Consider the following 24,814-nt stretch of genomic DNA (forward strand, 5'->3'; position numbering starts at 1 on the left):
TATTTTCTTCCGTATAAACTTCTGCTAGACTTAGAATGTAAAAAATTAGACAAAGAGGGTTGCAACATGGCGAAAGAAGTTTGGAGATATATCGATTCTGGTAACTGTTCACCAGCCTTTAATATGGCTTTGGACGAGGCGCTTTTAGAATGGCATAGTGAAGGAAAGATTCCTCCTACGATTAGATTTTATGGATGGAATCCGGCAACACTTTCAATAGGCTACTTTCAAAAGGCTGAAAAAGAAATTGACTTAGTTGCAGTTAAAAAATACGGTTTAGGATTCGTTAGGAGACCAACAGGTGGTAGGGGTGTTCTTCACGATCAAGAGCTTACATATAGTGTGATTGTATCTGAAGAACATCCAGAGATGCCCAAAACAGTAACAGAGGCATACCGTGTTATTTCTGAAGGGATCTTAGAAGGCTTTAAGAATCTTGGACTTGATGCATATTTCGCGATTCCGCGTACAGATGAGGAAAAAGCAGGTCTTAAATCACCGCGATCAGCTGTATGCTTTGATGCTCCATCTTGGTACGAGCTTGTTGTAGAAGGACGTAAAGTAGCAGGAAGTGCACAAACTCGCCAAAAAGGAGTTATATTACAACACGGTTCGATCTTACTAGATCTGGATGAAGATATGCTTTTTGATTTATTTAAGTATCCAAATGACCGAGTGAAAGAAAGAATGCAAAGAGCGTTTAAAAACAAGGCTGTTGCAACAAATAGCCTTCGAAAAGAGCCAGTAACAATTGAAGAGGCAAAAAAAGCTTTTAAAGAAGGCTTTGAAAAGGGTCTGCAAATAGATCTTGAGCCTTACGAGTTAACTAGTGAAGAATTGGAATATGTAAATCAACTCGCAAAAGAGAAATATGAAAGTGATGAATGGAATTTTAAAAGATAATGATGGAGGATGTGATCTTAGGATTACGTCTCAGACTGTTGACAAACGCTCGCTTTCTTCGCTACTTACCTTGCTGCGGTGCTCATTACCACCCCTGGTAACTCCGCTCCTCCCAAGGCTTCGTGCCTCGAAAGCCAAGCGCTAGCAATCAGTCTGAAGGGCTAGCAATTTTACTTTGTCTACACACTGGGACGTGATCTTGGGATTACGTCTATTTCCATGTGACAGAGGTTGGACTTGTAGAAATTTGACGAAAGAAAATTTTTATTCTGTTATATGGAAAACGTTGATTTCAAAGGTTTTTATGATATACAAATAGATGCAAGTGACAAAATTCTTCAAAAATCCCCTTTTACAAGTCGAAACCATCTCAAATCTCTTAAAAGCTTCCTTTTTTAATAAGTTATCCATTTGACAAAAGGAGAAATAGTTGACCTTAAAACTATATATAGTATTATTTATCAAAAAGTAAACACTATATGTTGAATTGTAGGGTTGTATATGATAAATTTAATCAGGAGATTTACAAGAAAGATAGATAGAGGAGTTGTTACAATGACAGTTGTTACTGAGCAAAAGATGAGCGTAGATGTGGAGAAGCTTAACAAAGATATCGCTGCCTTTCCACAGGTTCATCCTATTACTGATGATATGAAATTAACACATAAGGGTGTTTCGAGACTTGTTATGCTTGATCGTTACACATTTAAAGATACGGAAAAAATTACGTTATCCGAAGGAGACTTTGTTGTTTTAACGATCAAAGAGGACCCTAAATTCCCGGCAAGAGGGCTTGGGTTTATTAAAAGTATTGATTGGGAAGCAAAGACGGCAAGCGTACTAGTTGATGAAGAATACAGACACTCATTAGACAAACCTGAGGAAGTGGAGACAGGGATCGTAAAACGCTCGTTAGATGTCATTGAAAAACCACTTGAAATCTTTTACGAACAAATAGCGAAACGTAACGCAACAGGACTAGCATCGGTAGAAAAAACAGAAGAAAAACGCCAAGAATGGTTCGAGAAGTTTTATCAGGAGCTTGTTAATTTAAACTTTATTCCAGCAGGACGTGTTTTATATGGTGCAGGTGCTGGAACAGAAGTAACATATTTTAACTGCTATGTTATGCCTTTTGTGAAGGATTCGCGTGAGGGGATCTCTGAACATCGTAAGCAAGTAATGGAGATCATGAGCCGCGGTGGTGGAGTAGGAACAAACGGTTCGACACTAAGACCGCGCAACACATTGGCAAAAGGTGTAAACGGTAAATCATCTGGATCTGTATCATGGTTGGATGATATCGCGAAATTGACTCATTTGGTTGAGCAAGGAGGAAGCCGCAGGGGAGCGCAAATGATCATGTTGGCTGACTGGCATCCAGATATCATTGAGTTCATTATCTCAAAAATGCAAAACCCTAGAATTCTACGCTTCCTAATTGAAAATACAAATGATGAAGCAATTAAAAAATACGCTCAAGATAAATTAAAATTCACACCGCTCACCCAGCAAGAAATTGATATGTATCAAGGAATTGTTAATTACAAACAAATTCCCGGGACTGGCGGATTTAGCGAGAAGATTATTAAAGACGCTGAGTTGAAGTTGCGTACAGGCGGTACTTATAGTGTTCATAATTCTGAGTTTTTAACAGGAGCGAATATATCTGTTACCTTAACAAAAGATTTTATGGATGCAGTAGAAAACGATGCTGAATATGAGCTGCGATTCCCGGATGTTGAAAGCTATAACCAGCAAGAAATGAACGATTATAATGAAAACTGGCACAAAGTTGGAGATGTTCGAGAGTGGGAGAAACAAGGTTATAAAGTACGAACATACCGTAAAATCAAAGCAAAAGAGCTTTGGAACTTAATCAATATCTGTGCGACATATTCAGCAGAGCCAGGAATTTTCTTTATTGATAATGCAAACGACATGACAAATGCGAAAGCATACGGCCAGCAAGTAGTTGCGACAAATCCTTGTGGTGAACAACCGCTCGCACCATATTCTGTCTGTAATTTAGCAGCGGTGAACCTTGCGGAAATGGCGAATAAAGAAACAAAAACGGTTGATTTTGATAAGCTTCGTAAAACGGTTGAAGTTGGTGTAAGAATGCAGGATAACGTCATTGATGCAACACCATACTTCTTGCCTGAAAACAAACACCAAGCGCTTGGTGAGCGCCGTGTTGGACTAGGTGTAATGGGCTTACATGATCTTCTTATTTACTGTGAAACAGAATATGGTTCTGAAGAAGGAAATGTACTAGTTGATAAAGTGTTTGAAACAATTGCAACAACAGCATACCGTGCTTCAATTGAATTAGCGAAGGAAAAGGGAAGCTTCCCATTCTTAGTTGGTGAAGAAGAGGCAGAAACAAATCGTCTTCGTGAGGCCTTCACACAAACAGGGTTTATGCAAAAAATGCCTGCAGATATTTTAGAGGGCGTAAAAGAATTCGGTATTCGTAACTCACATCTATTAACCGTTGCTCCGACTGGATCCACTGGAACAATGGTTGGTGTTGCAACAGGACTGGAACCTTACTTCTCATTCTCTTACTTCCGCAGTGGACGACTTGGGAAATTTATTGAGGTAAAGGCAGATATCGTTCAAGAGTATTTAGATCAACATCCGGAAGCAGATGCAAACAACTTACCATCTTGGTTTGTATCAGCTATGGAATTAGCACCTGAAGCACATGCAGATGTACAATGTATCATCCAACGTTGGATTGATAGCTCTATTAGTAAGACAGTAAATGCTCCTAAGGGCTATTCTGTTGATCAGGTTGAAAAAGTGTATGAGCGTCTATACAAAGGCGGAGCAAAAGGTGGCACTGTCTACGTAGACGGCAGCCGTGATACGCAAGTATTGACACTTAAAGCAGAAGAAAATACATTTGATGAGAATGAAGAAGTTGAAACAACGGAAAAAGGGAAAGTTGTTCTTGTCGATACAATTAACGATCTTCGCTCAACAGATGTAACGATAGGCAATGAAGTTGGCAATACATGCCCAGTTTGTCGTGAAGGTACAGTTGAAGATTTAGGCGGCTGTAATACATGTACGAGCTGTGGTGCGCAATTGAAGTGCGGACTCTAATATGTATGAGAGGATCTGACAATGTCAGGTCCTTTTTGTATACCTACAATATTAAAGAACTAACACTTAAACTTCATAACGTACCTATAATTGCCTTTTCTTCCCTACAATACCTTGTCACGGTTAACAAACTCATGTAAAATTGTAATGATTTCGTTAAATAGATCGGCAATTGGAGGGAACAACATGCCAACACCAAGTATGGAAGATTATATAGAACAGATTTATTTACTTATTGAAGATAAAGGGTACGCTCGTGTTTCTGATATAGCCGAAGCATTGGCCGTACATCCCTCCTCTGTTACAAAGATGGTTCAAAAATTAGATAAAGATGAATACCTCATATATGAAAAGTATCGAGGGCTTGTTCTAACAAATAAAGGGAAGAAAACAGGTAAACGTTTAGTTTATCGCCATGAACTTTTAGAGCAGTTTCTTCAAATTATCGGTGTTGATCAAGACAAGATCTATGATGATGTTGAAGGGATTGAACATCATTTAAGTTGGAATGCAATTGATCGAATTGGAGACTTAGTTCAATACTTTGAGGAAAAAGAAGAAAGAATCAATACACTTCGTAAAATACAAAAGAATAATGAAGATTCATAAAAAGCGATGGGAAGTAGATGCCACTACGACCCATCGCTTTTTTATTTATAGCAGAGCCTGCAGGATAAAGTTTTAAAACGAATCCTGTTTAGGCCTTATGGCACTCTTAATTAAGGAAATATTATATTAATTATTATTTTAATAAAAAGAATACATAAAAATATACAAGTCACTTATTCATAACTAGAATGGTAGAGTTTAATCCTTTAATAAGCATCAGCTTTAATGCGTTAAACAAAGAAGTGAAATCATTGTCGAACGAAATTTAAGTATAAACGACCGATTATGACAATGAGTATAAAAGTAATATGCAATAATATTCAGTACTTTCATTATATTTTAATAATTTAACATTTTGACAAAATAATGGTGGTGAAAAATTGAGTAAACAACCAATACTTCAAATAAGAAATTTAAGTGTATCTTTTAAATCTGAAAAAAAAGTAGTGCCAGCAGTAAAAGATATAAGTTTTGATTTAAACAGGGGAGAAATTTTAGGAATTGTGGGAGAGTCTGGGAGTGGAAAGAGTGTAACATCCTTAGCGACAATGGGGTTAATACCTAGTCCTCCAGGTTTGGTTGAAAATGGTGAAATTTTGTTTGAAGGGAAAGATTTGATCAAACTTAGTGAGAAAAATATGAGAAGGATTAGAGGTAATCAGATATCAATGATTTTCCAAGAACCAATGACCTCATTAAATCCTTTGTTTTCAATTGGAAATCAATTAGTAGAAGCATTACGATTACATACTGATTTAACAAAAAAAGGCGCAAGGATGCGAGCGATTGAATTGTTGAAATTAGTAGGGATTCCTCGAATGGAGGAAATTGTAAATGAGTATCCGCATCAATTGTCTGGAGGAATGCGACAAAGAGTTATGATCGCTATGGCGATGGCCTGTAATCCTCGAGTCTTAATAGCAGACGAGCCCACGACAGCTCTTGATGTTACGATTCAAGCCCAAATTTTAACACTTATGAAAGAACTAAATACTAAGATGGATACCTCTATTATTTTCATCACACATGATTTGGGTGTAGTAGCAGAAATTTGCGATAGGGTACTTGTTATGTATTCAGGACAAATTGTTGAACAAGGTGATGTTAAGACGATTTTAAAAGAACCAAAACATCCTTATACAAAGGGATTAATAAAATCCATTCCAAATATTAGAGGGAAAAAAGAGCGCTTATATAGCATACCTGGCCATGTTCAGAGACATGGAAGTTTGCATCAGGGGTGCCATTTTGCTCCACGGTGTGAGGATGTGTATGGTGAATGTCTGGAAGGAGCCCCAAGCTTATATAAAATGATGAAGGAAGGACATGATGTAAGGTGTTTCTTACATAAAAAAAGTGGGGAGGTGGATAACGATGACCGAATTTCTTCTTCAAGTTGAGGGACTAAAAAAATATTTCCCGATAAATAACGGAATTCTTGGGAGAGAAGCGGGGGAAGTTAGGGCAGTTGATGATGTATCCTTCTATGTGAAGAAAGGGGAGACTTTAGGCATTGTTGGAGAAAGTGGATGTGGAAAATCAACAACAGGTCGTCTCCTAATGAGATTAATAGAGGCCAGTGATGGCAAAATCGTATTTGAGGATAAAGAGATAACGAGAATGACGAAGACGGAATTAAGGAAAATACGAAGAGATATCCAAATGGTTTTTCAAGACCCTTATGCATCCTTAAATCCAAGACACTCGATTGAAAAAATTTTGGAAGAGCCTTTGATTGTCCATCGAATAGGGACAAAAAAGGAAAGAAAGAAAAGGGTAAATGAGATGTTAGAAATTGTCGGCTTAAGCAGCTACCATGCCAGAAGGTACCCACATCAGTTTAGTGGTGGACAACGTCAAAGAATTGGGATAGCAAGGGCTCTTATGACAAAGCCAAAATTAATTATTGCGGATGAACCTGTGTCAGCTTTAGATGTATCGATTCAGGCCCAAGTATTAAACCTTATGAAGGATATTCAGGAGGAATTTCAGCTAACATATATTTTTATTGCTCATGACCTTGGTGTTGTTCGCCACATAAGTGACAGAGTAGGAGTGATGTATTTAGGTAGATTGATTGAATTAGCAGACAGCGAAGAACTTTATAAAAAGGCTATGCATCCATATACAAAAGCACTGTTGTCTGCAGTGCCGATCGCTGATCCTGATGTTATTCGTCACAACATTCCGCTAACAGGAGAAATGCCAAGTCCTTCAAACCCGCCTTCAGGATGTGCTTTTCATACAAGGTGTTCAGATTGTATGGACATTTGCAAATCAATTAAACCTAATGATCAAAACATTGATGGTCATTATGTTGCTTGTCATTTATACAATCGCTGACAAGTAGCATTTATGATAAATAAATAATGGGGGTATGAAATGGAGATGAAAAGGAAAATAAAGTGGTTACTAGTTTCATTGTTAACACTGAGCATGCTGTTAGTTGGATGTAATGGTAATACAAATCAAGAAGCGGGTGGAGAAGAAAAACCTTCAAACAATTCGGAAACCAAAAAGGACACGCTAGTGTTTGGGCGTGGAGGGGATTCTACATCACTAGATCCTATAACAACAACTGAGGGGGAAACATTTAAAGTAACGGAGAATATTTTTGAAACATTACTAGAGTACGGTGAGCAAGATACGACATTACATCCTGGTCTTGCTGAATCGTGGGAAGTGTCAGACGATGCCTTAACTTACACATTTAAGCTCCGTCAAGGTGTTAAGTTCCATGATGGTACAGATTTTAACGCAGATGCCGTTGTTTTTAACTTTAATCGTTGGATGAATGGGAATGCTGATGATTTCCCTTACTACACAATGTTTGGTGGGTTTAAGGGGGAAGAAGGCCATGTTATTAATGAGGTAAAAGCTCTAGACGAGTATACGGTTGAATTTACGCTGAATCGTCCTCAAGCTCCATTTTTAAAAAATTTAGCCATGTCACCATTTGGTATTGCAAGTCCGACAGCTGTTGAGGAACATGGTGATAATTTTAGAAAAAATCCAGTCGGTACAGGTCCGTTTAAATTTGTAGAATGGAAGCAAAATGACCGAATTGTACTAACAAAAAATGAAAACTATTGGATGGAAGGGTTTCCGAAGTTGAATCAAGTGATATTCCGGGTTATTCCTGAAAATACGGCAAGGCTAAATGCTTTAACTAACGGAGAAATTGATTTGATGGATGGTGTGAATAATTCTGATGAGGCAACTGTCACTAGTAATGACCAATTACAATTAATTGAACGCCCATCTATGAATGTTGGATACTTAGGCTTTACGACAAATCGCCCGCCATTTGATAATAAGCTTGTTCGTCAAGCATTAAATCATGCGATTGATAAGCAAGGAATTATTGATGCATTTTATGGTGGCAAGGCGGAGATGGCGAAGAACCCAATGCCACCTTCAATTGAAGGGTATAATGATGAAATTGAAGACTATCCATATGATTTAAAAAAGGCGAAAGAGTTGTTAGCGGAAGCTGGATATCCAGATGGATTTGAAATGGACCTATGGGCTATGCCTGTAGCAAGACCTTATATGCCAGAAGGAATGAAGGTTGCTGAAGTTATTCAAGCATCTTTCGCAGAAATTGGTGTGAAAGCAGAAATTCAGTCAGTTGATTGGGCAACATATCTAGAAAAAGCAACAAAAGGGGAATTTGATGCATACATGTTAGGTTGGACCGGTGATAATGGTGATCCTGATAACTTCTTATATACCCTCTTAGATAAAGATAGTATCGGAAGCAACAACTATTCCTACTATAGCAATGACGAACTTCATGATGTATTAATTAATGCTCAAAAAGAGACTGAACAAGATAAACGTAATGAGTTATATAAGCAGGCTCAAGAGATTATTCATGAAGATGCACCTTGGGTCCCGCTAGTTCACTCTACACCTTTACTAGCAGGAACAAGTGATATTGTTAATTACTTTCCACATCCTACCGGCTCAGAACCATTAACAAAGGTTGAATTTAAATAATGATGTTAGAGATGGGGAGACTTTGTCTCCCTTAGATCGTTGATTACCATAAAAATAGTATAAAAAAGTACATTTTCTCTCTCCTAGTAAATCTTAATCCCTATGTGACTTTAACCTTAAAAGCTAGATGCAATATTTTTTTCTCCTCTATAAAAAGGAGGCGTATAAAACCAAAACCGACATGTTAATAAAAAAGAGGTGAGCATATGTTGTCCTATACAGTTCGTCGAGTGTTTTCGCTCATACCTGTTTTGTTTGGAATGACATTAGTTGTATTTGCGATAATTCGCGCAATTCCTGGGGATCCAGCACAGGTTATTCTTGGACAAAAAGCTACGAAAGAGGCGATTGCAACATTAACAAAGGAATTAGGTTTAGATAAGCCCTGGTATATCCAATATGTAGATTATTTACAAGCTCTTTTTACGGGAGATCTCGGAACGTCCTTACGGACAAGGGGGCCGATAAATGAGGAAATATGGGCATATCTAGCTGCAACCATTGAACTTACACTTGTAGCCATGATCATTGCGATCTTTATTGGAGTCAATGCAGGGATTATCAGTGCGTGGTTTTCAAATTCTTGGTTTGATTATCTTGCCATGATATTAGCGTTAATTGGCGTGTCACTGCCTATATTTTGGCTCGGTTTAATGGAGCAATGGGTGTTTTCAATTGAATTAGGGTGGTTACCTTCAACGGGAAGGGAAGATGTAAGAAACCCGATAACAGCCATAACGAATATTTATATAGTTGATACAATTCTTCAAGGCAGAGCAGATCAATTTGTACAGGTTATTCAGCACCTCATCCTTCCAAGCCTTGCTCTTGCTACAATTCCAATGGCTATTATCGCAAGAATGACACGTTCTACCATGCTTGAAGTAATGAAATCAGACTATATTCGTACTGCGAAAGCAAAAGGATTAAATATGTTTTGGGTTGTATATAAACATGCGTTAAAAAATGCCATTATACCCGTTTTGACAGTTATTGGTTTACAGACAGGACTCCTTTTAGGAGGAGCAATTTTGACTGAAACAATCTTTGGGTGGCCTGGAATTGGTCGTTATCTTTACGATGCCATTAGTTACCGTGATTACCCGGTGATTCAATCAGGAATTTTAATTATCGCAGCCATCTTTGTTTTCATTAATCTAATTGTCGATCTATTATATGCCCTTATCGATCCGCGAATTAAATATCATCAATAACAAAAGAGGGGGATATCCATGGCGGAGATTATGAAGAATAAACCACATATTTTGAATCCGATAGCAGAAGAACAGGTTACACCACCCTGGAAAGAGGCATGGCAAACCTTCTGTAAAAATAAATTAGCCTTGATTGGATTAAGCCTTGTCATTTTTTTCCTCATTTTAGCGTTACTTGCACCAATTATTGCACCATATGGATTTAAAGAACAGGAATTGTCCAAACGATTATTAGCTCCATCAAGTGAACATTGGTTTGGGACCGATGATTTTGGAAGAGATATTTTTTCTAGAGTCCTTTACGGTGCAAGAATATCTCTTTGGGTCGGCTTCTTTTCTGTATTAGGTTCTGCAATAATTGGTACATTTCTTGGTATTATTGCGGGTTATTACGGAAGATGGGTTGATACAATCATCTCAAGGATATTTGATATTATGTTAGCATTTCCTAGTATATTGCTAGCTATTGCGGTTGTAGCTATTCTTGGACCATCCTTGCAAAATGCGCTGATTGCTATCGCCATTATTAATATCCCTAATTTTGGACGTCTCGTCAGATCAAAAGTTCTGAGTGTAAAGCAAGAGGAATACATAATGGCAGCAAAAGCAGTTGGGATGCGGGATAACAGAATTCTTTTTCGGCATATTCTACCGAATAGTATGACACCGATCATTGTACAGGGGACACTAGCGATTGCAACAGCTATTATTGAAGCAGCTGCATTAGGTTTTCTTGGTTTAGGAGCTCAAGCACCAAATCCTGAATGGGGGAAAATGTTATCTGATTCAAAACAGTACCTTATGCAGGCACCTTGGACGTTGTTCTTTCCAGGTCTAGCCATTATGCTTACGGTTCTAGGTTTTAATTTAATGGGAGATGGATTACGAGATGTTCTTGATCCAAAAATGAAAGAGTAACAATGATTGAGTGGATTTTCTTAAAGATATAAAAATAAAAGTTTTAATAAATTTCAAAAAACTCCTAGTTGTGGGAGTTTTTTTTTCTCCATGAAATATTGAATAACAATTGGCTTTCTAATAACAATTCGATTGGTCTATTTTCCTTTCTCTCCTCTTACACTATAAATGAGGAAGGTGAGGAGAAATGCAAATAGATGGCGTATTTTCAGGCGGTGGAATAAAGGGATTTGCTCTGATTGGAGCATATGAAGCGATTGAAAAAAGCGGATTTGAATTTAAACGCCTTGCAGGTACAAGTGCTGGCTCCATAATTTGTGCGTTTGTGATGGCAGGTTATAGAAGCGATGAAATCTTACAGATGATGGATGAATTAGACTTGAAATTGTTGTTAGATGCACGTAAGTCATTCCTTCCATCGCCATTTACAAAGTGGCTTTCTCTTTATTGGAATTTAGGCTTGTATCGTGGGGTCAAACTAGAAGAGTGGATCTGTCAAAAACTAAGAAACAAAGGGATATCCACATTTGCGGACTTACCAAAAGGAAGTTTAAGAGTCATTGCGTCTGATTTAACAAATGGACGTTTAATTGTGTTACCTGATGATCTTCATCAATACGGAATAGAACCATTATCTTTTTCTGTTGCAAAAGCAGTGAGGATGAGCTGCAGTCTTCCTTACTTTTTCGAACCTGTTAAACTCACAACAGCAAAAGGTGTTAATATTTTTGTTGATGGAGGTGTACTTAGTAACTTTCCGATTTGGATTTTTCAGCAAAAAAGTCAACAATCAAAGAAAAGACCTGTACTGGGGATTAAGCTAAGTTTAAATGAACAGGAGCGACCGCCCAAAAAAATTCATAATGCAATAGATATGTTTAGCGCACTATTTGAAACCATGAAAGATGCACATGATAGTAGACATATATCAAAAAGACATGAAAAAAATATTGTTTTTATACCTGTTGAAAACATTGTCTCAACAGAATTTGAAATAGATGAACAAAAAAAACTAGCTCTAATAGAGCTAGGTCGAAATCGAACGAACGAATTTCTAAAAAAATGGTCTTATTAGAAAAAGGCTCGATTTTTCTTTTTTCCTTTTTTGCCTTCAATAACTGTTAAATGAGAAGGCTGTTGCTTTTTCTTTTTAATTGCAGAGGATTTTTTCACTTTCTTTGCTTGAGTGATGTTTCGAACATTTGAACCCTTATTACTCCGGTCGTCAAAACGTCTTTTGGATAGTTTTGCAGCTTTTAAGTAGGAAGAATGTTCTTTCCCCATTCTTCTTCTAGAAACTAGTCGATAGATAAGATAAATGAAACCACCGATTGCTGCGTAGATTGCAATTTGTTTTAAGAGCCATAAAGGCTCTGACACTAGGGTTGTGACAAAACCAATAACTCCTAATAAAATAATAACCATGACGATCCAATTTGTACGACGATTCATCCTGACCACCTCCAAGGAAAGATACCAATCAAAATATGTTCAAATTACACAATTTGCTCTGAGGATGTCTGCGTCTCTTTTTCCATCCGAAGAAGTTCATTAAAGCTGGCGATTGCTACTTCAACTTGGTCGTTTGTAGGTTCTTTTGTTGTTAAAAGCTGTAACCACAGACCTGGGTACCCTAAGTATCGTAAAACAGGGATATCTCGAACCTTATTTGTAAGCTGTAATACTTCAAAGGATATTCCGAGTACAACAGGTATCAATGCCAAGCGATTTACGATTCGTAACCATAAAGGATCTGTTGGAACAAGGGTGTAAACAAAGACACCAACAATGACAGTGAAGAGAATAAAGCTGCTACCACATCTGTAATGCAAACGTGATTGACTTTGAACATTTTCAACTGTTAATTCTAGATTGTTTTCGTATGTGTTAATTACTTTATGCTCTGCCCCGTGATATTGAAACACACGTCTTATTAAAGGTGTAAATGATATAGCATATATATATGCTAAAAGCAACACAAGTTTGAAAGCGCCTTCTATGAGAATTTGCCCGAAATCTGAAGGGATAAGGGGACGGAAGAATTCTGCTAAGAAAACAGGCAAAAGCGTAAAGATAACCTTACCGAAGAAAAAGGAAAGAACGCCTACTGCTGCAATGCCAAGCCACATTGATAATTTTGAATTATTTTTCTTCTGTTCTTCAATTACTTGCTCGTCATCTGCTGGATCAACTTCAAATCGTTCAGTGGCAAAATTTAAGTGCTTAGAACCGTTTGCACTTGCCTCAATGATTGCGACAATCCCCCGTAGAAATGGAATCTTTTTTAGGGATGTTAATACTTGCTGATTTTTCCTTGGTAAATGGAAATAATCAATTGAATTATCAGTTCGACGAATGGCCGTTACGTAATGGTGTTTTCCACCAAACATTACGCCTTCGATAACAGCTTGCCCACCGTATGCAGGTTTTTTTTCATTTGCCATGTGACACCAACCTATCTAATTCTTATTATGAACGTAAACAATGTTTCATCAGAGTTTAGCTATTAACTATATAATACAGAATTTAGAATGAAACCTCTAGAGTGATGTTTAGAAATGAACAATATAAGAGCTAACATTTTAACAAATTCCATTTTAGCTGTTCATTTGGTTGGTAATCTTGGTCAAATGATCATGATTCTTCCTTTTTCTAACTTATAGTGTAAACAAATGGATGGAAATTATTCCTATAATCACATTATATCCATGCTTTTTTTAACTAGACATCATAAGGATGAAAATTATCTGAAATATGTTGCTGCTAATTTACAGGTACTGGTTAACATTGCTTTGTTAATTCTATGATTTTTAGTCGATTAGAGCGGAAATAAACAACCATATTAAAAAAGACCTTAAGCTAAAGAAACATGCATACGAAAAAATTGGACATAGTAAGAATGGAGGTGTTGGAAAATGGCGGATAAAGAAAAGAAAAAGGATCCAGAACTAGAGCAGAATAAAAAAGAAGAACATATGTCTGTAATGGGAAAGTCGATTGTCACAGGATTTATTGGCGGGGTTTTTTGGAGTACATTGGCTTATCTAGCTTATATTTTAAACTTTACAGAAATAAGTCCTAACCTTATTTTACAGCCTTTTGCATTAGGGGATTGGAAACAAGGAGTAATTGGAAATATTATTAGTATTATTATTATCGGATTAATCTCGATAGGGGCTGCGCTTGTTTATTACGCAATCCTAAGGCGATTCGATGGAATGTGGCTTGGAATTGTTTATGGAGGAGCACTGTGGTTACTGGTATTTTTTGTCTTAAATCCAATTTTTCCAAATGTAGAAACAGTCTTCGAATTAACAAGGGGAACGATCGTAACGACATTATGTCTATATATATTGTATGGTGTGTTTATCGGATACTCCATTTCATTTGACTATAAAGAATTTAATACTGATCTAGAAAGCTAAGGAAAACAACATCCTGATATGGTAGAATGTTCATGTGATGAACATTCTTTTTTTATATTATCAGAAAGTATAAAACTTAATGGATGATAGTATAAGAAAAACTAAGGCTTTCGCCATTAGGACAAGGAGACAAGCTAAGTTTTTCTAATATAGGTAAACATGAACTTACCGTATATGTGAATCACATTTAGATGGTAGATCCTTGTTAGGAAAAGAGGTGTAAAAATCATTTATGAAAGTGTTAGTGATAAATGGGCCAAATTTAAATCGATTAGGAGTACGTGAACCGGGGATTTATGGATCAAATACATTAATAGATCTTGAAAAAGATCTTCTAACGTTTGGTGAAAAGTTCAACTGTGAAGTGACATGCTTTCAATCAAATCATGAAGGTGATTTAATAGACGCTATTCACGAAGCAGATGAACAATACGATGGTATTGTGATCAATCCTGGAGCCTTTACCCATTATAGTTATGCCATTCGAGATGCTATTGCAAGTATTTCTATTCCAGTTATCGAAGTACATATTTCAAATGTTCACGCACGAGAGGAATTTCGCCATACTTCTGTTACGGCTCCTGTTACAGCAGGTCAAATTATTGGTTTAGGATTTAAAGGTTATGAATTAGCTATTCTTGCATTAAAAGACCGATTAGGGGGAATGAAAGCATGAAATTAGAAAACATTCGCAACCGTTTTAAAGAGTTATCAATTGAAGGCCTTTTAATAACTAGTAGTTACAATAGAAGATATATGACAGGCTTTACTGGTACAGCTGGAGTAGCGGTTATTTCAGAGGAAAAAGCAGTATTTATTACCGATTTTCGTTATACAGAGCAAGCTGCAAAGGAAATAGAAGGGTTTGAAATTGTTCAACATACTGGCCCTATTATTGAAGAAGTTGCAAATCAAGTTGAAAAGCTAGGTATAAAGAAATTAGGATTTGAGCAGGACCATGTTACATATCAAGCTTTTACAGCTTATAAAAATGCTTTGAAAAATATTGAGTTTCTTCCTGTCTCAGGAGCAGTAGAAAAGTTACGCTTGATAAAGTCACCGGCAGAGATTAAGATATTAAAGGAAGCGGCCGAGATTGCAGATGCTGCGTATAAGCATATTCTTGACTTTATTAAACCGGGATTAAAGGAAATCGAGGTAGCAAATGAGCTGGAATTTTTTATGAGAAAAAACGGAGCTGTTTCTTCATCTTTTGATATCATTGTTGCATCAGGCTATCGTTCAGCATTGCCGCACGGTGTTGCAAGTGAAAAAGAAATTGAAAAAGGTGATTTTGTTACACTTGATTTTGGTGCATACTACAAAGGATACTGTTCCGATATAACAAGAACGTTTTCAGTCGGTGAACCAAGTGATGAACTGAAAAACATTTATTCTGTAGTACTTGAAGCACAATTGCGCGGAATGAATGGGATCAAGCCAGGCATAACGGGTAAACAAGCAGACGCTTTGACTCGTGATTACATAAAAGAACAGGGCTATGGTGAGTATTTTGGTCATTCGACGGGACACGGTCTGGGTATGGAAGTGCATGAAGGACCAGCTTTATCTTTTAAATCGGATACAATTTTAGAACCAGGGATGGTTGTTACTGTTGAACCGGGTATTTATATAGCAGGTCTTGGCGGAGTAAGAATTGAGGATGACACTGTAATTACAGCTAACGGAAATGAGTCATTAACTCATTCGACAAAAGATCTTATTATTTTATAATAGGGAAGACATGTTCTTTACATATAAGAATGAGGTTTTGAGTAGAACTACTCGAGATTTCCTTATTTATTTATCTACTAGGAGGACTATTTCATGATTTCAGTAAATGATTTTCGTACAGGATTAACAATTGAGGTGGACAACGGCATTTGGCGTGTAATGGATTTCCAACACGTAAAACCTGGAAAAGGTGCAGCGTTTGTTCGTTCAAAATTACGTAATCTTCGTACAGGAGCAGTTCAAGAGAAAACATTCCGTGCTGGAGAAAAAGTAGCAAAAGCACAAATCGAAACTCGCAGAATGCAATACCTATATGCAAATGGCGATCAACATGCGTTCATGGATACAGAAACGTATGACCAAATTGAATTATCATCAGCTCAAATAGAATACGAATTAAAATTCCTTAAAGAAAATATGGAAGTTCAAATTGTCATGTTCGGCAGTGAAACTCTGGGTGTCGAGCTACCAAACACTGTTGAGCTAGAAGTAACAGACACTGAACCAGGTATTAAAGGTGATACTGCTTCAGGTGGTTCTAAACCAGCTACATTAGAAACAGGCTTAACTGTTCAAGTACCTTTCTTCATTAACCAAGGCGATCGTTTAATTATTAACACAGCTGAAGGTACTTACGTGTCACGTGCATAATGATTTTAAAGAGGTGCTGCTCTAGTCAGCATCTCTTTTTTTTGATCGCATAAGATAAAAGAAGGCTTTCAACATGTTAGTTGGAAATACTCTTTACTCATCTCCTCGCAAAACTTTCTTCTCAAACGAAATCCGCATAACTTCTCTCGTCTTTTTGAAGAATACTGCATTTTGTTCACTTTACCTTTCTAAAACTCCTGCTACTAGCATATGGTGTACAAACTGATGCTTTTAGGAGGACAACATGAAACGTTTAATTTCACATATTGATTCAACTGTACTCGCTATGGCGGGGCTTCGATTTTTATCAGCAGGAATAGAATTAACTGCTGCTATTTTAATGTTACTTTTTAATGATGTAAAAAAAGCGGTAACAATAAATTCGTTGTTGGCTATAGTTGGCCCAGTTATTTTTATTGTGACGATGACAATTGGCATTTTCCATATTGCTGATCAACTATCTTACGCAAAACTATTATTTATTGGGTTAGGGGTTTTCTTTATTTTGTTCGGAATTTACAAATAATGTGGCTATCGGTGTGAATCCATAATGTTCTTTCAACAAAAACTCAAGGCTTTTATGTCATGATTGTGGTCAAGCATGCATAGATTAAAGTAACGAAACGGTTAATAGGAGGAAGCGGTATGAAGGAATTACTAGAAATGCTTCCGGAATCCATTAGAAAAGAAATCTTGAAGATTCATCCGGCAAGTTTGTCCCGAATAGAAGAAATTCGTATTCGTGTCATGAAGAAGGTTGAGGTCATCATTGCTGGGCGCCCTATTTTTATCTCATCTATTACAACATATGAAGACTCAATCAATCTATTAAACGAACTAAGCCATTATTCAATCTATACATTAGAGGACGAATTGAAAAAGGGCTATATCACGGTTCGTGGGGGTCACCGTGTCGGTTTATCTGGGCGAGTGATTACGGAAAATGGACGAGTCAAGGCGATACGTGATGTTACATCTTTTAATATTCGAATTGCCAGAGAGAAGCTAGGAATCGCGGAACCCTATGTATCATATGTGTTTGAACAAAAGTGGTTAAATACACTTATTATCGGTCCGCCGCAAACTGGAAAAACGACCCTGTTACGAGATTTTGCTCGATTAATCAGCAGCGGTTATCGACATATTGATTCAAAAAAAGTCGGTATTGTGGATGAGAGATCTGAAATTGCAGGGTGTGTAAAAGGAGTTCCTCAGCATCAGCTTGGGGATAGAGTGGATGTTCTAGATGCATGTCCAAAGGCAGAGGGAATGATGATGATGATTAGATCAATGAGTCCTGATGTTCTTGTAGTTGATGAAATTGGTACTGCCGAAGATGCGGAAGCCGTCTTAGAAGCTGTGCATGCAGGTGTTCAGTTGTTTGTCTCTGTACATGGTTATAATGCAAAGGAACTACTGAATCGACCTAGCCTAAAAGCGTTAGTGGAAGCAAATGTTTTTGACAGATATCTTGAATTATCAAGAAGAGACGGACCTGGAACAGTTCAACAAATCCTTAATCATCATGGTCAACACTTAAAAGAAGGAAGTGTATCGTAAATGATCAAATGGATGGGTGCATTCCTTATTATTATTGCCACAACCTGGGCTGGCTTTGAAGTAGCAAAGCATTTAAGTCAACGAACAAGACAGCTTCGACAACTTAAAGTCGCCCTGCAATCTTTAGAGGCAGAGATCATGTATGGACATACTTCGCTCATTGTAGCTTCTCAGAATATATCAAAGCAGGTTCCGAAACCATTATCTTGGTTTTTTGAACAGTTTGCTATAAAGCTTGTAAAAGGACATACAAGCGTAAAAGGTGCATGGGAGGAAACTCTGAAAGAAATATGGCGCTTTACGGCTTTTAAACAAGGAGAATTTGAAGTTTTAAAGCAATTTGGTGAAACATTAGGTCAACATGATCGTGTTTCACAACAAAAGCATATAAGGCTAGCTCTTACCCATTTAGAAAGAGAGGAAGCAGATGCAATTGATCGTCAAAACCGATATGAGCGCATGGTAAAAAGTTTAGGAGTCTTAGCAGGATTATTATTAGTTATTTTATTGATGTAGGTGAAAGGGAGTTGTCGCAATGGGCGTAGATATTAACACCATTTTTCAAATTGCCGGGATAGGAATCGTCGTTGCATTCCTTCACACAATTTTAGATCAAATGGGCAAGAAGGAGTATGCACAATGGGTCACATTAATTGGCTTCATATATATATTGTTTATGGTGGCATCAATTGTTGATGATTTATTCAAAAAGATTAAATCAGTCTTTCTTTTTCAAGGGTAAGGGGGGCGTTTTTCATCGAAATCATCCAAATTGTTGGACTAGGACTAATCGCAACCTTTCTTGCCCTGATTGTAAAGGAGCAAAAGCCTACTTTTGCGTTTATGCTTGTTGTTTTTGTCGGCTGTGTGATTTTTCTTTTTTTAATCGATCAGGTATATGAAATTGTTCGAATGATTGAACGGATTGCTTTAAATGCAAATGTAAATTTAATTTATGTTGAAACGATACTAAAAATAATTGGGATTGCTTATATTGCTGAGTTTGGAGCACAAATTACGAAAGATGCTGGACAGGGAGCCATTGCTTCAAAAATTGAATTAGGAGGAAAAATTCTAATTCTTACAATGGCCATTCCAATCTTAACCGTTATTATAGAAACGGTTTTAGGGATGATACCGGGAACGTAGCAAGGAAAGTCAATCTCATCTTGGAATATGAAATAACATGAATAAATAGGGAGCGAAGCTTTATTTAGCTGGAGGTGTGTGAATGCGGCCAATACTTATTTTTTTATTCTTTGTTTCTATCTTTCTAGCAGTTCCAATAAATGTACAAGCTTCCACGACACCACAGCAAACGGAAGAATCAGACCCTGAATTAGATATAAACGCAGAGAGATTTGTTAATGAACAGGTTGAAAAACTTGATATAACTGACATCAAAACCTATTGGGATGAGGTAATGACCAAATATGGGGGGTTTTTACCCGAGAGTCAAAAAGGTAGTCTTCTCCAATTCTTAAATGGTGAAAAGGAACTTTCCTTTCAGGAATGGATTAAGGCTTTTTTGAAATTTATGTTTCATGAATTAATAGCTAATGGTAAATTGCTAGGCACACTTATTTTATTAACGATTTTTAGTATGCTTTTGCAATTATTACAAAATGCTTTTAATCAAAGTGCTGTAAGTAAAGTGGCTTATGCGTTGGTTTATATGGTATTGATTATTATCGCATTAAATAGTTTCCACGTTGCTATTGAATACACAAATGAAGCGATACATGCCATGACGAATTTTATATTAGCATTAATTCCGCTTCTATTAGCATTAATGGCTTCTTCGGGTGGACTAGCCTCTGCGGCATTTTTTCATCCTGTCATTATCTTTCTAATGAATACTAGCGGGCTATTAATTCAAAATGTGGTTTTGCCGCTACTTTTTTTGTCTGCTTTATTGAATATCGTAAGTACATTAACTGATCAATACAAAGTAACACAGCTTGCTAGCTTGTTAAGGAATATTAGTATTGGTTTATTAGCTTCATTCCTGACTATTTTTCTAGGTGTTATATCTGTCCAAGGAGCTTCAGCTGCGGTAACAGACGGAATAACAATTCGAACGGCTAAATTTATTACAGGAAATTTCATACCTGTATTAGGGAGAATGTTCACGGATGCTACTGACACTGTGATAAGTGCATCCATTTTATTGAAAAACACGGTAGGAGTACTTGGTGTAGCGGTTTTGTTATTTATTGTTGCTTTCCCTGCGATAAAAGTTTTATCTCTTGCATTGATTTATAAGTTTGCTGCCGCAATTTTACAACCGCTTGGCGGAGGACCTGTCATTACATGTTTAGACATTATTAGTAAAAGCGTTATTTATATTTTTGCTGCATTGGCTATTGTGTCATTAATGTTTTTCTTAAGTTTAACGGTTATTATAGCAGCTAGTAATTTGACAATCATGATGAGATAAAGGGAGGGAATAAAAGTGTCGTTTCTCACAGAATGGATTACAAATATTATTGTATTTATACTGCTAGCTGTAATCATCGACCTATTGCTTCCAAATTCCTCCATGCAAAAATATGCAAAAATGGTCATTAGTTTGCTATTAATCATCGTGATTATTAATCCAATTTTTAAAATTTTTTCTTCAGATATGAATGAAATACTATCGGAATTCCAGATCCAAACAGCTTCAGACGATAAAAACGGAAAAAATTTAATAGAATTTCAGAAAAAAGAAATACAAGCCTCACAGCGTGCATATATTTTAAAACAGATGGCTGTCCAAATGAAAACGATGGCAGAAGAGGAGCTGGTGCAAAACTATGATGTGATGATTGAAACAATCCTTCTTTCCGAATCAGAAAACGTAGGAGACATTACCTCTCAAAAGGATTTGCAGCATATTCAGGTAGTCTTAAAACGAAATAATGCAACAGAAGCAGTTGGGGATGGAACAGTGGAGGTCGTTGAACCAGTCACTATTGATACAACAAAAGATGTGACAAAAGATGAAAAAGCAGATGAAATTCCTTCAGAACAAATTGTAAAATCGTTAGCAAAAATTTGGGAAGTTGAAGAAGAAAAGATCACATTAGATTTGGAAAGGGGGGAGGAGTCACTAGATGAGCAATAAAGAAAGCTTTTTAGATAAGCTTAAGTCGATTCTCGGTCAGTCAAACTCTAAGAAACCATCAAAGTATCATTATTTTATTCTTGTATTTGTACTAGGCGTTGCTTTTATGCTAGTAAGCAATCTGTTTACTGACAGTCCTGAACAATCACAAAATGCAATTACGACAACGGCTAATACAGCTTCAAATGAAGAAACAGCGGTATTTAAGCAAACCAAAGGTGAAACGACTGACTCCATCTCTGATTATGAAGATGAATATGAAAACCAATTAAAAGAAGTACTAGAAACGATATCTGGTGTAGGTGAGGTACATGTTGTAGTTAATGTGGATTCTACCTCACAAAAGATTGTCGAAAAGAATACGGTTACACAAAGTCAAACAACAACAGAGACAGACCGTGAAGGTGGTAAACGAGAAGTAGAGGATCTTTCAAAAGATGAACAAGTTGTCATTATCCAAGATGGCGAAAAAGAAACACCCATCGTAGTCCAAACTAAAAAGCCGGAGATTCGTGGGGTTTTAGTCGTTGCTGGGGGTGCTGACAACATTCACATAAAGAAAACAATTGTAGATTCAGTTACTAGAGTGTTAGGAGTACCAAGCCATCGAGTAGCTGTAGCTTCGAAAAAAATGAAGGAGGATGAATAGATGATGTTGAAAAAGCAAACTGTTTGGTTATTAACAATGTTAAGTTTAGTGGTGGTATTATCCGTGTACTATGTAACTTCACCAGAAGGTGGAACAAGTGATATTGTTATGACAGGTGAGGATCAAGAAGTGAGTGAAAAGGCAACAACTGAAGAAGGTAAAGAACAGGCAACAGAGGAAGAAAGCGCTGAAGGCGAAAGTGTTAAAGGTGAAAGTTCTGAAAGCGAAAGTGCTGAAAATGCCGAAGAGTCAGAAGGAACAAAAGCTAGTGAAGAAGGAGAAGTACAAACAGAAGAGTTAGAAGATGGAACAGTTATCTCTAGTGTTTCCAGTGACGAGTTATTTACTGAGCTACGTATGCAATTAGATGATCAACGTAATGAGTTAAAAGAGCAGCTGCAAGCTATTGTTGCTAGTAATGATGCTTCTGCGACTGAGAAGAGTGATGCTTATGACGAAATGGAAGCATTAAATGATGCAGCTAGAAAAGAGATGCTATTAGAAACGCTGATTAAATCAAAAGGGTTTGAAGATGCACTTGTTCGTGCAGATGGGAATAATGTGAAGATAACTGTAAAAGCAAAAGAACATAATGCTTCATCTGCTAACCAAATCATGACACTTGTAAGAGATGAAATGGAAAATATGGAAGATGTTATTGTAACATTTGAGCCTGCTCAATAATACGAAGATCAAAAGGATCAATCCGAAAAAAGGATTGATCCTTTTCTTGTGCTCCTTGATAGTATAAACTTGAAAAGTTATGAAAAATAAAGCTTTCGAAAGGCTAATTTGGTGACAAACAAAACTTTCCCAGTATTATCCATATTATTTAAAAAATATGTTTTAGAAACCCTTGATAAGAAAAAATTCCCGCTACTTCTGTATAATTGAATATAAATGGGTAGAATTATTGTTGAATTTCTTCTCGTATGTATCGTAAGATGGTATTATGTATGGGACTAAGTTTTAGTACTAGACTATAAAATAAAAGATCATGAGTTTTTAAATGATCAGATGAATTAAAGGGGTGCCTAAGCATGCTAAAAATACAAGAAATCAGAGAAATCATTAAATTAATCGATCATTCATCTATTAACGAATTTACATTTGAACAAGATGGCTCAAAAATAAAAATGAGAAAACAATCAAATGAGGTTGAAACAGTTGTACGTAATGTTGTAGCTGCTCCACCAGTTGAAACTGTACAGGCTCAGCCGCAAGTACAGCAAGTTGCACCTGCTCAGCCATCAACACCTGAAGTTGCTGCACCAAAAGCCGAAGAGCCAAAAGCAGACACAGCAAATCTACATAAAATTACTTCACCAATGGTTGGAACATTTTATGCTGCTTCATCACCTGAAGCAGGAAATTATGTTGAAGTTGGCTCTAAAGTCACAAATGATACAGTTGTTTGTATTGTAGAAGCGATGAAACTCTTTAATGAGATCGAGGCAGAAGTTAAGGGTGAGATTGTTGAAATACTCGTTGAAAATGGACAACTTGTTGAGTATGGTCAGCCTCTATTCCTAGTAAAGCCTGAGTAAGGAGATAATATGATGATAAAGAAATTATTAATAGCTAATCGAGGAGAAATAGCTGTTCGAATTATTCGAGCATGTAAAGAGCTTGATATTGAAACAGTTGCTGTCTTTTCAGAAGCAGATCGAGAGGCATTGCATGTACAATTAGCTGATGAAGCTTACTGTATTGGGCCAACTGCTTCAAAAGATAGCTATTTAAACTTTACAAATATAATTAGTGTTGCAAAATTAACGGAAAGTGATGCCATTCATCCAGGTTACGGCTTTTTAGCAGAAAATGCCGACTTTGCTGAGCTATGCAAAGAATGTAATATTACCTTCGTTGGTCCGAGTGCTGATGCAATTTCAAAAATGGGAACGAAAGATGTTGCGAGGGAAACGATGCGCCAAGCGGGAGTTCCTATTGTCCCAGGATCTAAAGGAATTATCGAAAGCATTGACGAAGCAAAAAAACTGGCGAATGAAATGGGATATCCTGTTATAATTAAAGCAACTGCTGGCGGTGGGGGTAAAGGAATCCGTGTTGCTCAAGACGAGCAGGCACTTATCAAAGGAATTGAAATTACCCAACAAGAAGCAGCAACTGCATTTGGAAATCCGGGTGTTTATATTGAGAAATACATTGAAGACTTTCGTCATGTTGAAATTCAAGTTCTAGCCGACACTCATGGCAATACAATACATTTAGGTGAACGTGATTGCTCAATTCAACGCAGACTCCAAAAGTTGCTTGAAGAAACTCCTTCACCTGCTCTTGATGAAAACATTCGCACCCAAATGGGAGAGGCAGCAGTTAAAGCAGCTGAAGCTGTTCAGTATACTGGTGCAGGTACAGTTGAATTTATTTTTGATCATGTAAATAAGAAATTTTATTTCATGGAAATGAATACACGTATTCAAGTTGAACATCCAGTAACTGAAATGGTAACGGGAATTGACTTAATTAAAGAACAAATTAAGGTAGCTTCCGGTGAGAAATTATCTGTAACACAAAGTGAAGTTACATTTAATGGTTGGTCAATTGAGTGTCGTATAAATGCAGAAAATCCTGAAAAGAATTTTATGCCGTCTCCTGGTAAAATAGAGATGTACTTGCCGCCGGGTGGTTTGGGTGTTAGAGTGGATTCAGCAGTATATCCGGGGTATTCAATTCCGCCGTATTATGACTCAATGATTGCAAAGCTTATTACGTATGGTGCAACAAGAGAAGAAGCGATAGCTCGAATGAAACGTGCATTAAGTGAATTTGTGATCGAAGGTGTCTCAACCACAATTCCATTCCATTTGAGACTTCTTGATCACGAAAAGTTTGTAAGTGGAGATTTTAATACGAAATTCTTAGAACTGCATAAAGTGATGGAATCATAAAAATACACGGAGGT

Annotated in this window: 26 protein-coding genes; 24 read left to right on the forward strand and 2 right to left on the reverse strand. The window is 36.9% G+C overall.

Going from position 1 to position 24,814, the window contains the following annotated elements; genetic code table 11:
* Positions 1-66: 66 nt before the first annotated feature.
* The 9 genes from AC4GZ8_RS08745 to AC4GZ8_RS08785 all read left to right on the forward strand — a co-directional run bounded on the left by AC4GZ8_RS08745 (position 67) and on the right by AC4GZ8_RS08785 (position 11,835).
* On the forward strand, positions 67-903 hold the full coding sequence (locus tag AC4GZ8_RS08745; RefSeq protein WP_491081469.1) for a lipoate--protein ligase family protein: 837 nt from the start codon (positions 67-69) through the stop codon (positions 901-903).
* Positions 904-1,458: 555 nt separating this feature from the next.
* Positions 1,459-4,017: a vitamin B12-dependent ribonucleotide reductase gene (locus AC4GZ8_RS08750; RefSeq protein ID WP_491081470.1), complete on the forward strand. Its 2,559-nt coding sequence runs from the start codon at positions 1,459-1,461 to the stop codon at positions 4,015-4,017.
* A gap of 186 nt (positions 4,018-4,203) precedes the next feature.
* Positions 4,204-4,626 carry a transcriptional regulator MntR gene (gene mntR / locus AC4GZ8_RS08755; protein WP_491081471.1) on the forward strand — a complete coding sequence of 141 codons (423 nt, stop codon included), beginning with the start codon at positions 4,204-4,206 and terminating at the stop codon, positions 4,624-4,626.
* A 380-nt stretch (positions 4,627-5,006) separates the two neighbouring features.
* Positions 5,007-6,026: an ABC transporter ATP-binding protein gene (locus tag AC4GZ8_RS08760; protein ID WP_491081472.1), complete on the forward strand. Its 1,020-nt coding sequence runs from the start codon at positions 5,007-5,009 to the stop codon at positions 6,024-6,026.
* The gene (locus AC4GZ8_RS08765) at positions 6,001-6,969 is read left to right on the forward strand and encodes an ABC transporter ATP-binding protein (RefSeq protein ID WP_491081473.1); all 969 of its coding nucleotides are present in this window, start codon (positions 6,001-6,003) and stop codon (positions 6,967-6,969) included. Before AC4GZ8_RS08760 ends, AC4GZ8_RS08765 begins: the two co-directional genes overlap by 26 nt.
* A gap of 45 nt (positions 6,970-7,014) precedes the next feature.
* A complete protein-coding gene (locus tag AC4GZ8_RS08770) occupies positions 7,015-8,628 on the forward strand; it encodes an ABC transporter substrate-binding protein (protein WP_491081583.1) in 1,614 nt (537 codons plus the stop codon).
* Between the two features lie 206 nt (positions 8,629-8,834).
* Complete coding sequence (locus AC4GZ8_RS08775) at positions 8,835-9,842, forward strand: ABC transporter permease (protein WP_491081474.1); 1,008 nt, start codon at positions 8,835-8,837, stop codon at positions 9,840-9,842.
* Positions 9,843-9,872: 30 nt separating this feature from the next.
* On the forward strand, positions 9,873-10,760 hold the full coding sequence (gene nikC, locus AC4GZ8_RS08780; protein ID WP_491081584.1) for a nickel transporter permease: 888 nt from the start codon (positions 9,873-9,875) through the stop codon (positions 10,758-10,760).
* A 187-nt stretch (positions 10,761-10,947) separates the two neighbouring features.
* Positions 10,948-11,835, forward strand: a complete 888-nt coding sequence (locus AC4GZ8_RS08785) for a patatin-like phospholipase family protein (protein ID WP_491081475.1) — start codon at positions 10,948-10,950, stop codon at positions 11,833-11,835.
* Here AC4GZ8_RS08785 and AC4GZ8_RS08790 read toward each other — a convergent pair.
* Positions 11,832-12,212: an SA1362 family protein gene (locus tag AC4GZ8_RS08790; protein WP_491081476.1), complete on the reverse strand. Its 381-nt coding sequence runs from the start codon at positions 12,210-12,212 to the stop codon at positions 11,832-11,834. The two genes, AC4GZ8_RS08785 and AC4GZ8_RS08790, sit on opposite strands and share 4 nt — an antisense overlap.
* 44 nt (positions 12,213-12,256) lie before the next feature.
* Positions 12,257-13,204, reverse strand: a complete 948-nt coding sequence (locus tag AC4GZ8_RS08795) for a DUF1385 domain-containing protein (protein WP_491081477.1) — start codon at positions 13,202-13,204, stop codon at positions 12,257-12,259.
* 471 nt (positions 13,205-13,675) lie between these two features.
* Here AC4GZ8_RS08795 and AC4GZ8_RS08800 point away from each other — a divergent pair, with 471 nt between their 5' ends.
* The 15 genes from AC4GZ8_RS08800 (at position 13,676) to accC (ending at position 24,800) form a co-directional block, all read left to right on the forward strand.
* Complete coding sequence (locus AC4GZ8_RS08800) at positions 13,676-14,185, forward strand: YqhR family membrane protein (protein WP_491081478.1); 510 nt, start codon at positions 13,676-13,678, stop codon at positions 14,183-14,185.
* A 232-nt stretch (positions 14,186-14,417) separates the two neighbouring features.
* Positions 14,418-14,861: a type II 3-dehydroquinate dehydratase gene (gene aroQ, locus AC4GZ8_RS08805; RefSeq protein ID WP_491081479.1), complete on the forward strand. Its 444-nt coding sequence runs from the start codon at positions 14,418-14,420 to the stop codon at positions 14,859-14,861.
* Entirely contained in the window at positions 14,858-15,919 is a 1,062-nt protein-coding gene (locus tag AC4GZ8_RS08810; RefSeq protein ID WP_491081480.1) for a M24 family metallopeptidase, read from the forward strand. Before aroQ ends, AC4GZ8_RS08810 begins: the two co-directional genes overlap by 4 nt.
* 93 nt (positions 15,920-16,012) lie before the next feature.
* Positions 16,013-16,570: an elongation factor P gene (gene efp / locus AC4GZ8_RS08815; protein ID WP_491081481.1), complete on the forward strand. Its 558-nt coding sequence runs from the start codon at positions 16,013-16,015 to the stop codon at positions 16,568-16,570.
* Between the two features lie 244 nt (positions 16,571-16,814).
* Positions 16,815-17,096 (forward strand): YqhV family protein, encoded by a 282-nt coding sequence (locus AC4GZ8_RS08820; RefSeq protein ID WP_491081482.1) that lies wholly within the window; start codon positions 16,815-16,817, stop codon positions 17,094-17,096.
* A gap of 119 nt (positions 17,097-17,215) precedes the next feature.
* Positions 17,216-18,130 (forward strand): stage III sporulation protein AA, encoded by a 915-nt coding sequence (gene spoIIIAA, locus AC4GZ8_RS08825; RefSeq protein WP_491081483.1) that lies wholly within the window; start codon positions 17,216-17,218, stop codon positions 18,128-18,130.
* Complete coding sequence (gene spoIIIAB / locus AC4GZ8_RS08830; RefSeq protein WP_491081484.1) at positions 18,131-18,646, forward strand: stage III sporulation protein SpoIIIAB; 516 nt, start codon at positions 18,131-18,133, stop codon at positions 18,644-18,646. It abuts the gene before it with no gap.
* Between the two features lie 19 nt (positions 18,647-18,665).
* Positions 18,666-18,872 (forward strand): stage III sporulation protein AC, encoded by a 207-nt coding sequence (spoIIIAC, locus tag AC4GZ8_RS08835; RefSeq protein WP_026558844.1) that lies wholly within the window; start codon positions 18,666-18,668, stop codon positions 18,870-18,872.
* A gap of 14 nt (positions 18,873-18,886) precedes the next feature.
* Entirely contained in the window at positions 18,887-19,279 is a 393-nt protein-coding gene (gene spoIIIAD / locus AC4GZ8_RS08840; RefSeq protein ID WP_491081585.1) for a stage III sporulation protein AD, read from the forward strand.
* Positions 19,280-19,361: 82 nt separating this feature from the next.
* On the forward strand, positions 19,362-20,570 hold the full coding sequence (gene spoIIIAE / locus AC4GZ8_RS08845; protein ID WP_491081485.1) for a stage III sporulation protein AE: 1,209 nt from the start codon (positions 19,362-19,364) through the stop codon (positions 20,568-20,570).
* Between the two features lie 15 nt (positions 20,571-20,585).
* Entirely contained in the window at positions 20,586-21,239 is a 654-nt protein-coding gene (spoIIIAF, locus tag AC4GZ8_RS08850; RefSeq protein ID WP_491081486.1) for a stage III sporulation protein AF, read from the forward strand.
* A complete protein-coding gene (gene spoIIIAG, locus AC4GZ8_RS08855; RefSeq protein WP_491081487.1) occupies positions 21,229-21,888 on the forward strand; it encodes a stage III sporulation protein AG in 660 nt (219 codons plus the stop codon). Before spoIIIAF ends, spoIIIAG begins: the two co-directional genes overlap by 11 nt.
* Positions 21,889-22,572, forward strand: coding sequence for a SpoIIIAH-like family protein (locus AC4GZ8_RS08860; protein WP_491081488.1), 684 nt, complete (start codon positions 21,889-21,891; stop codon positions 22,570-22,572).
* Positions 22,573-22,928: 356 nt separating this feature from the next.
* Positions 22,929-23,435, forward strand: a complete 507-nt coding sequence (accB, locus tag AC4GZ8_RS08865; RefSeq protein ID WP_491081489.1) for an acetyl-CoA carboxylase biotin carboxyl carrier protein — start codon at positions 22,929-22,931, stop codon at positions 23,433-23,435.
* A gap of 12 nt (positions 23,436-23,447) precedes the next feature.
* The gene (accC, locus tag AC4GZ8_RS08870; RefSeq protein ID WP_491081490.1) at positions 23,448-24,800 is read left to right on the forward strand and encodes an acetyl-CoA carboxylase biotin carboxylase subunit; all 1,353 of its coding nucleotides are present in this window, start codon (positions 23,448-23,450) and stop codon (positions 24,798-24,800) included.
* Positions 24,801-24,814: the final 14 nt, after the last annotated feature.

It is taken from the genome of Metabacillus sp. RB-C-LZQ-3-1 (genome assembly GCF_058315175.1).

What these genes read in the sequence shown, in the direction of transcription:
- AC4GZ8_RS08745 (WP_491081469.1), top strand. Translation starts at nt 67, where the DNA reads ATGGCGAAAGAAGTTTGGAGATATATCGATTCTGGTAACTGTTCACCA.
- AC4GZ8_RS08750 (WP_491081470.1), top strand. Translation starts at nt 1,459, where the DNA reads ATGACAGTTGTTACTGAGCAAAAGATGAGCGTAGATGTGGAGAAGCTT.
- mntR (WP_491081471.1), top strand. Translation starts at nt 4,204, where the DNA reads ATGCCAACACCAAGTATGGAAGATTATATAGAACAGATTTATTTACTT.
- AC4GZ8_RS08765 (WP_491081473.1), top strand. Translation starts at nt 6,001, where the DNA reads ATGACCGAATTTCTTCTTCAAGTTGAGGGACTAAAAAAATATTTCCCG.
- AC4GZ8_RS08770 (WP_491081583.1), top strand. Translation starts at nt 7,015, where the DNA reads ATGAAAAGGAAAATAAAGTGGTTACTAGTTTCATTGTTAACACTGAGC.
- AC4GZ8_RS08775 (WP_491081474.1), top strand. Translation starts at nt 8,835, where the DNA reads ATGTTGTCCTATACAGTTCGTCGAGTGTTTTCGCTCATACCTGTTTTG.
- nikC (WP_491081584.1), top strand. Translation starts at nt 9,873, where the DNA reads ATGAAGAATAAACCACATATTTTGAATCCGATAGCAGAAGAACAGGTT.
- AC4GZ8_RS08785 (WP_491081475.1), top strand. Translation starts at nt 10,948, where the DNA reads ATGCAAATAGATGGCGTATTTTCAGGCGGTGGAATAAAGGGATTTGCT.
- AC4GZ8_RS08790 (WP_491081476.1), bottom strand. Translation starts at nt 12,212, where the DNA reads ATGAATCGTCGTACAAATTGGATCGTCATGGTTATTATTTTATTAGGA.
- AC4GZ8_RS08795 (WP_491081477.1), bottom strand. Translation starts at nt 13,204, where the DNA reads ATGGCAAATGAAAAAAAACCTGCATACGGTGGGCAAGCTGTTATCGAA.
- AC4GZ8_RS08800 (WP_491081478.1), top strand. Translation starts at nt 13,676, where the DNA reads ATGGCGGATAAAGAAAAGAAAAAGGATCCAGAACTAGAGCAGAATAAA.
- aroQ (WP_491081479.1), top strand. Translation starts at nt 14,418, where the DNA reads ATGAAAGTGTTAGTGATAAATGGGCCAAATTTAAATCGATTAGGAGTA.
- AC4GZ8_RS08810 (WP_491081480.1), top strand. Translation starts at nt 14,858, where the DNA reads ATGAAATTAGAAAACATTCGCAACCGTTTTAAAGAGTTATCAATTGAA.
- efp (WP_491081481.1), top strand. Translation starts at nt 16,013, where the DNA reads ATGATTTCAGTAAATGATTTTCGTACAGGATTAACAATTGAGGTGGAC.
- AC4GZ8_RS08820 (WP_491081482.1), top strand. Translation starts at nt 16,815, where the DNA reads ATGAAACGTTTAATTTCACATATTGATTCAACTGTACTCGCTATGGCG.
- spoIIIAA (WP_491081483.1), top strand. Translation starts at nt 17,216, where the DNA reads ATGAAGGAATTACTAGAAATGCTTCCGGAATCCATTAGAAAAGAAATC.
- spoIIIAB (WP_491081484.1), top strand. Translation starts at nt 18,131, where the DNA reads ATGATCAAATGGATGGGTGCATTCCTTATTATTATTGCCACAACCTGG.
- spoIIIAC (WP_026558844.1), top strand. Translation starts at nt 18,666, where the DNA reads ATGGGCGTAGATATTAACACCATTTTTCAAATTGCCGGGATAGGAATC.
- spoIIIAE (WP_491081485.1), top strand. Translation starts at nt 19,362, where the DNA reads ATGCGGCCAATACTTATTTTTTTATTCTTTGTTTCTATCTTTCTAGCA.
- spoIIIAG (WP_491081487.1), top strand. Translation starts at nt 21,229, where the DNA reads ATGAGCAATAAAGAAAGCTTTTTAGATAAGCTTAAGTCGATTCTCGGT.
- AC4GZ8_RS08860 (WP_491081488.1), top strand. Translation starts at nt 21,889, where the DNA reads ATGATGTTGAAAAAGCAAACTGTTTGGTTATTAACAATGTTAAGTTTA.
- accB (WP_491081489.1), top strand. Translation starts at nt 22,929, where the DNA reads ATGCTAAAAATACAAGAAATCAGAGAAATCATTAAATTAATCGATCAT.
- accC (WP_491081490.1), top strand. Translation starts at nt 23,448, where the DNA reads ATGATAAAGAAATTATTAATAGCTAATCGAGGAGAAATAGCTGTTCGA.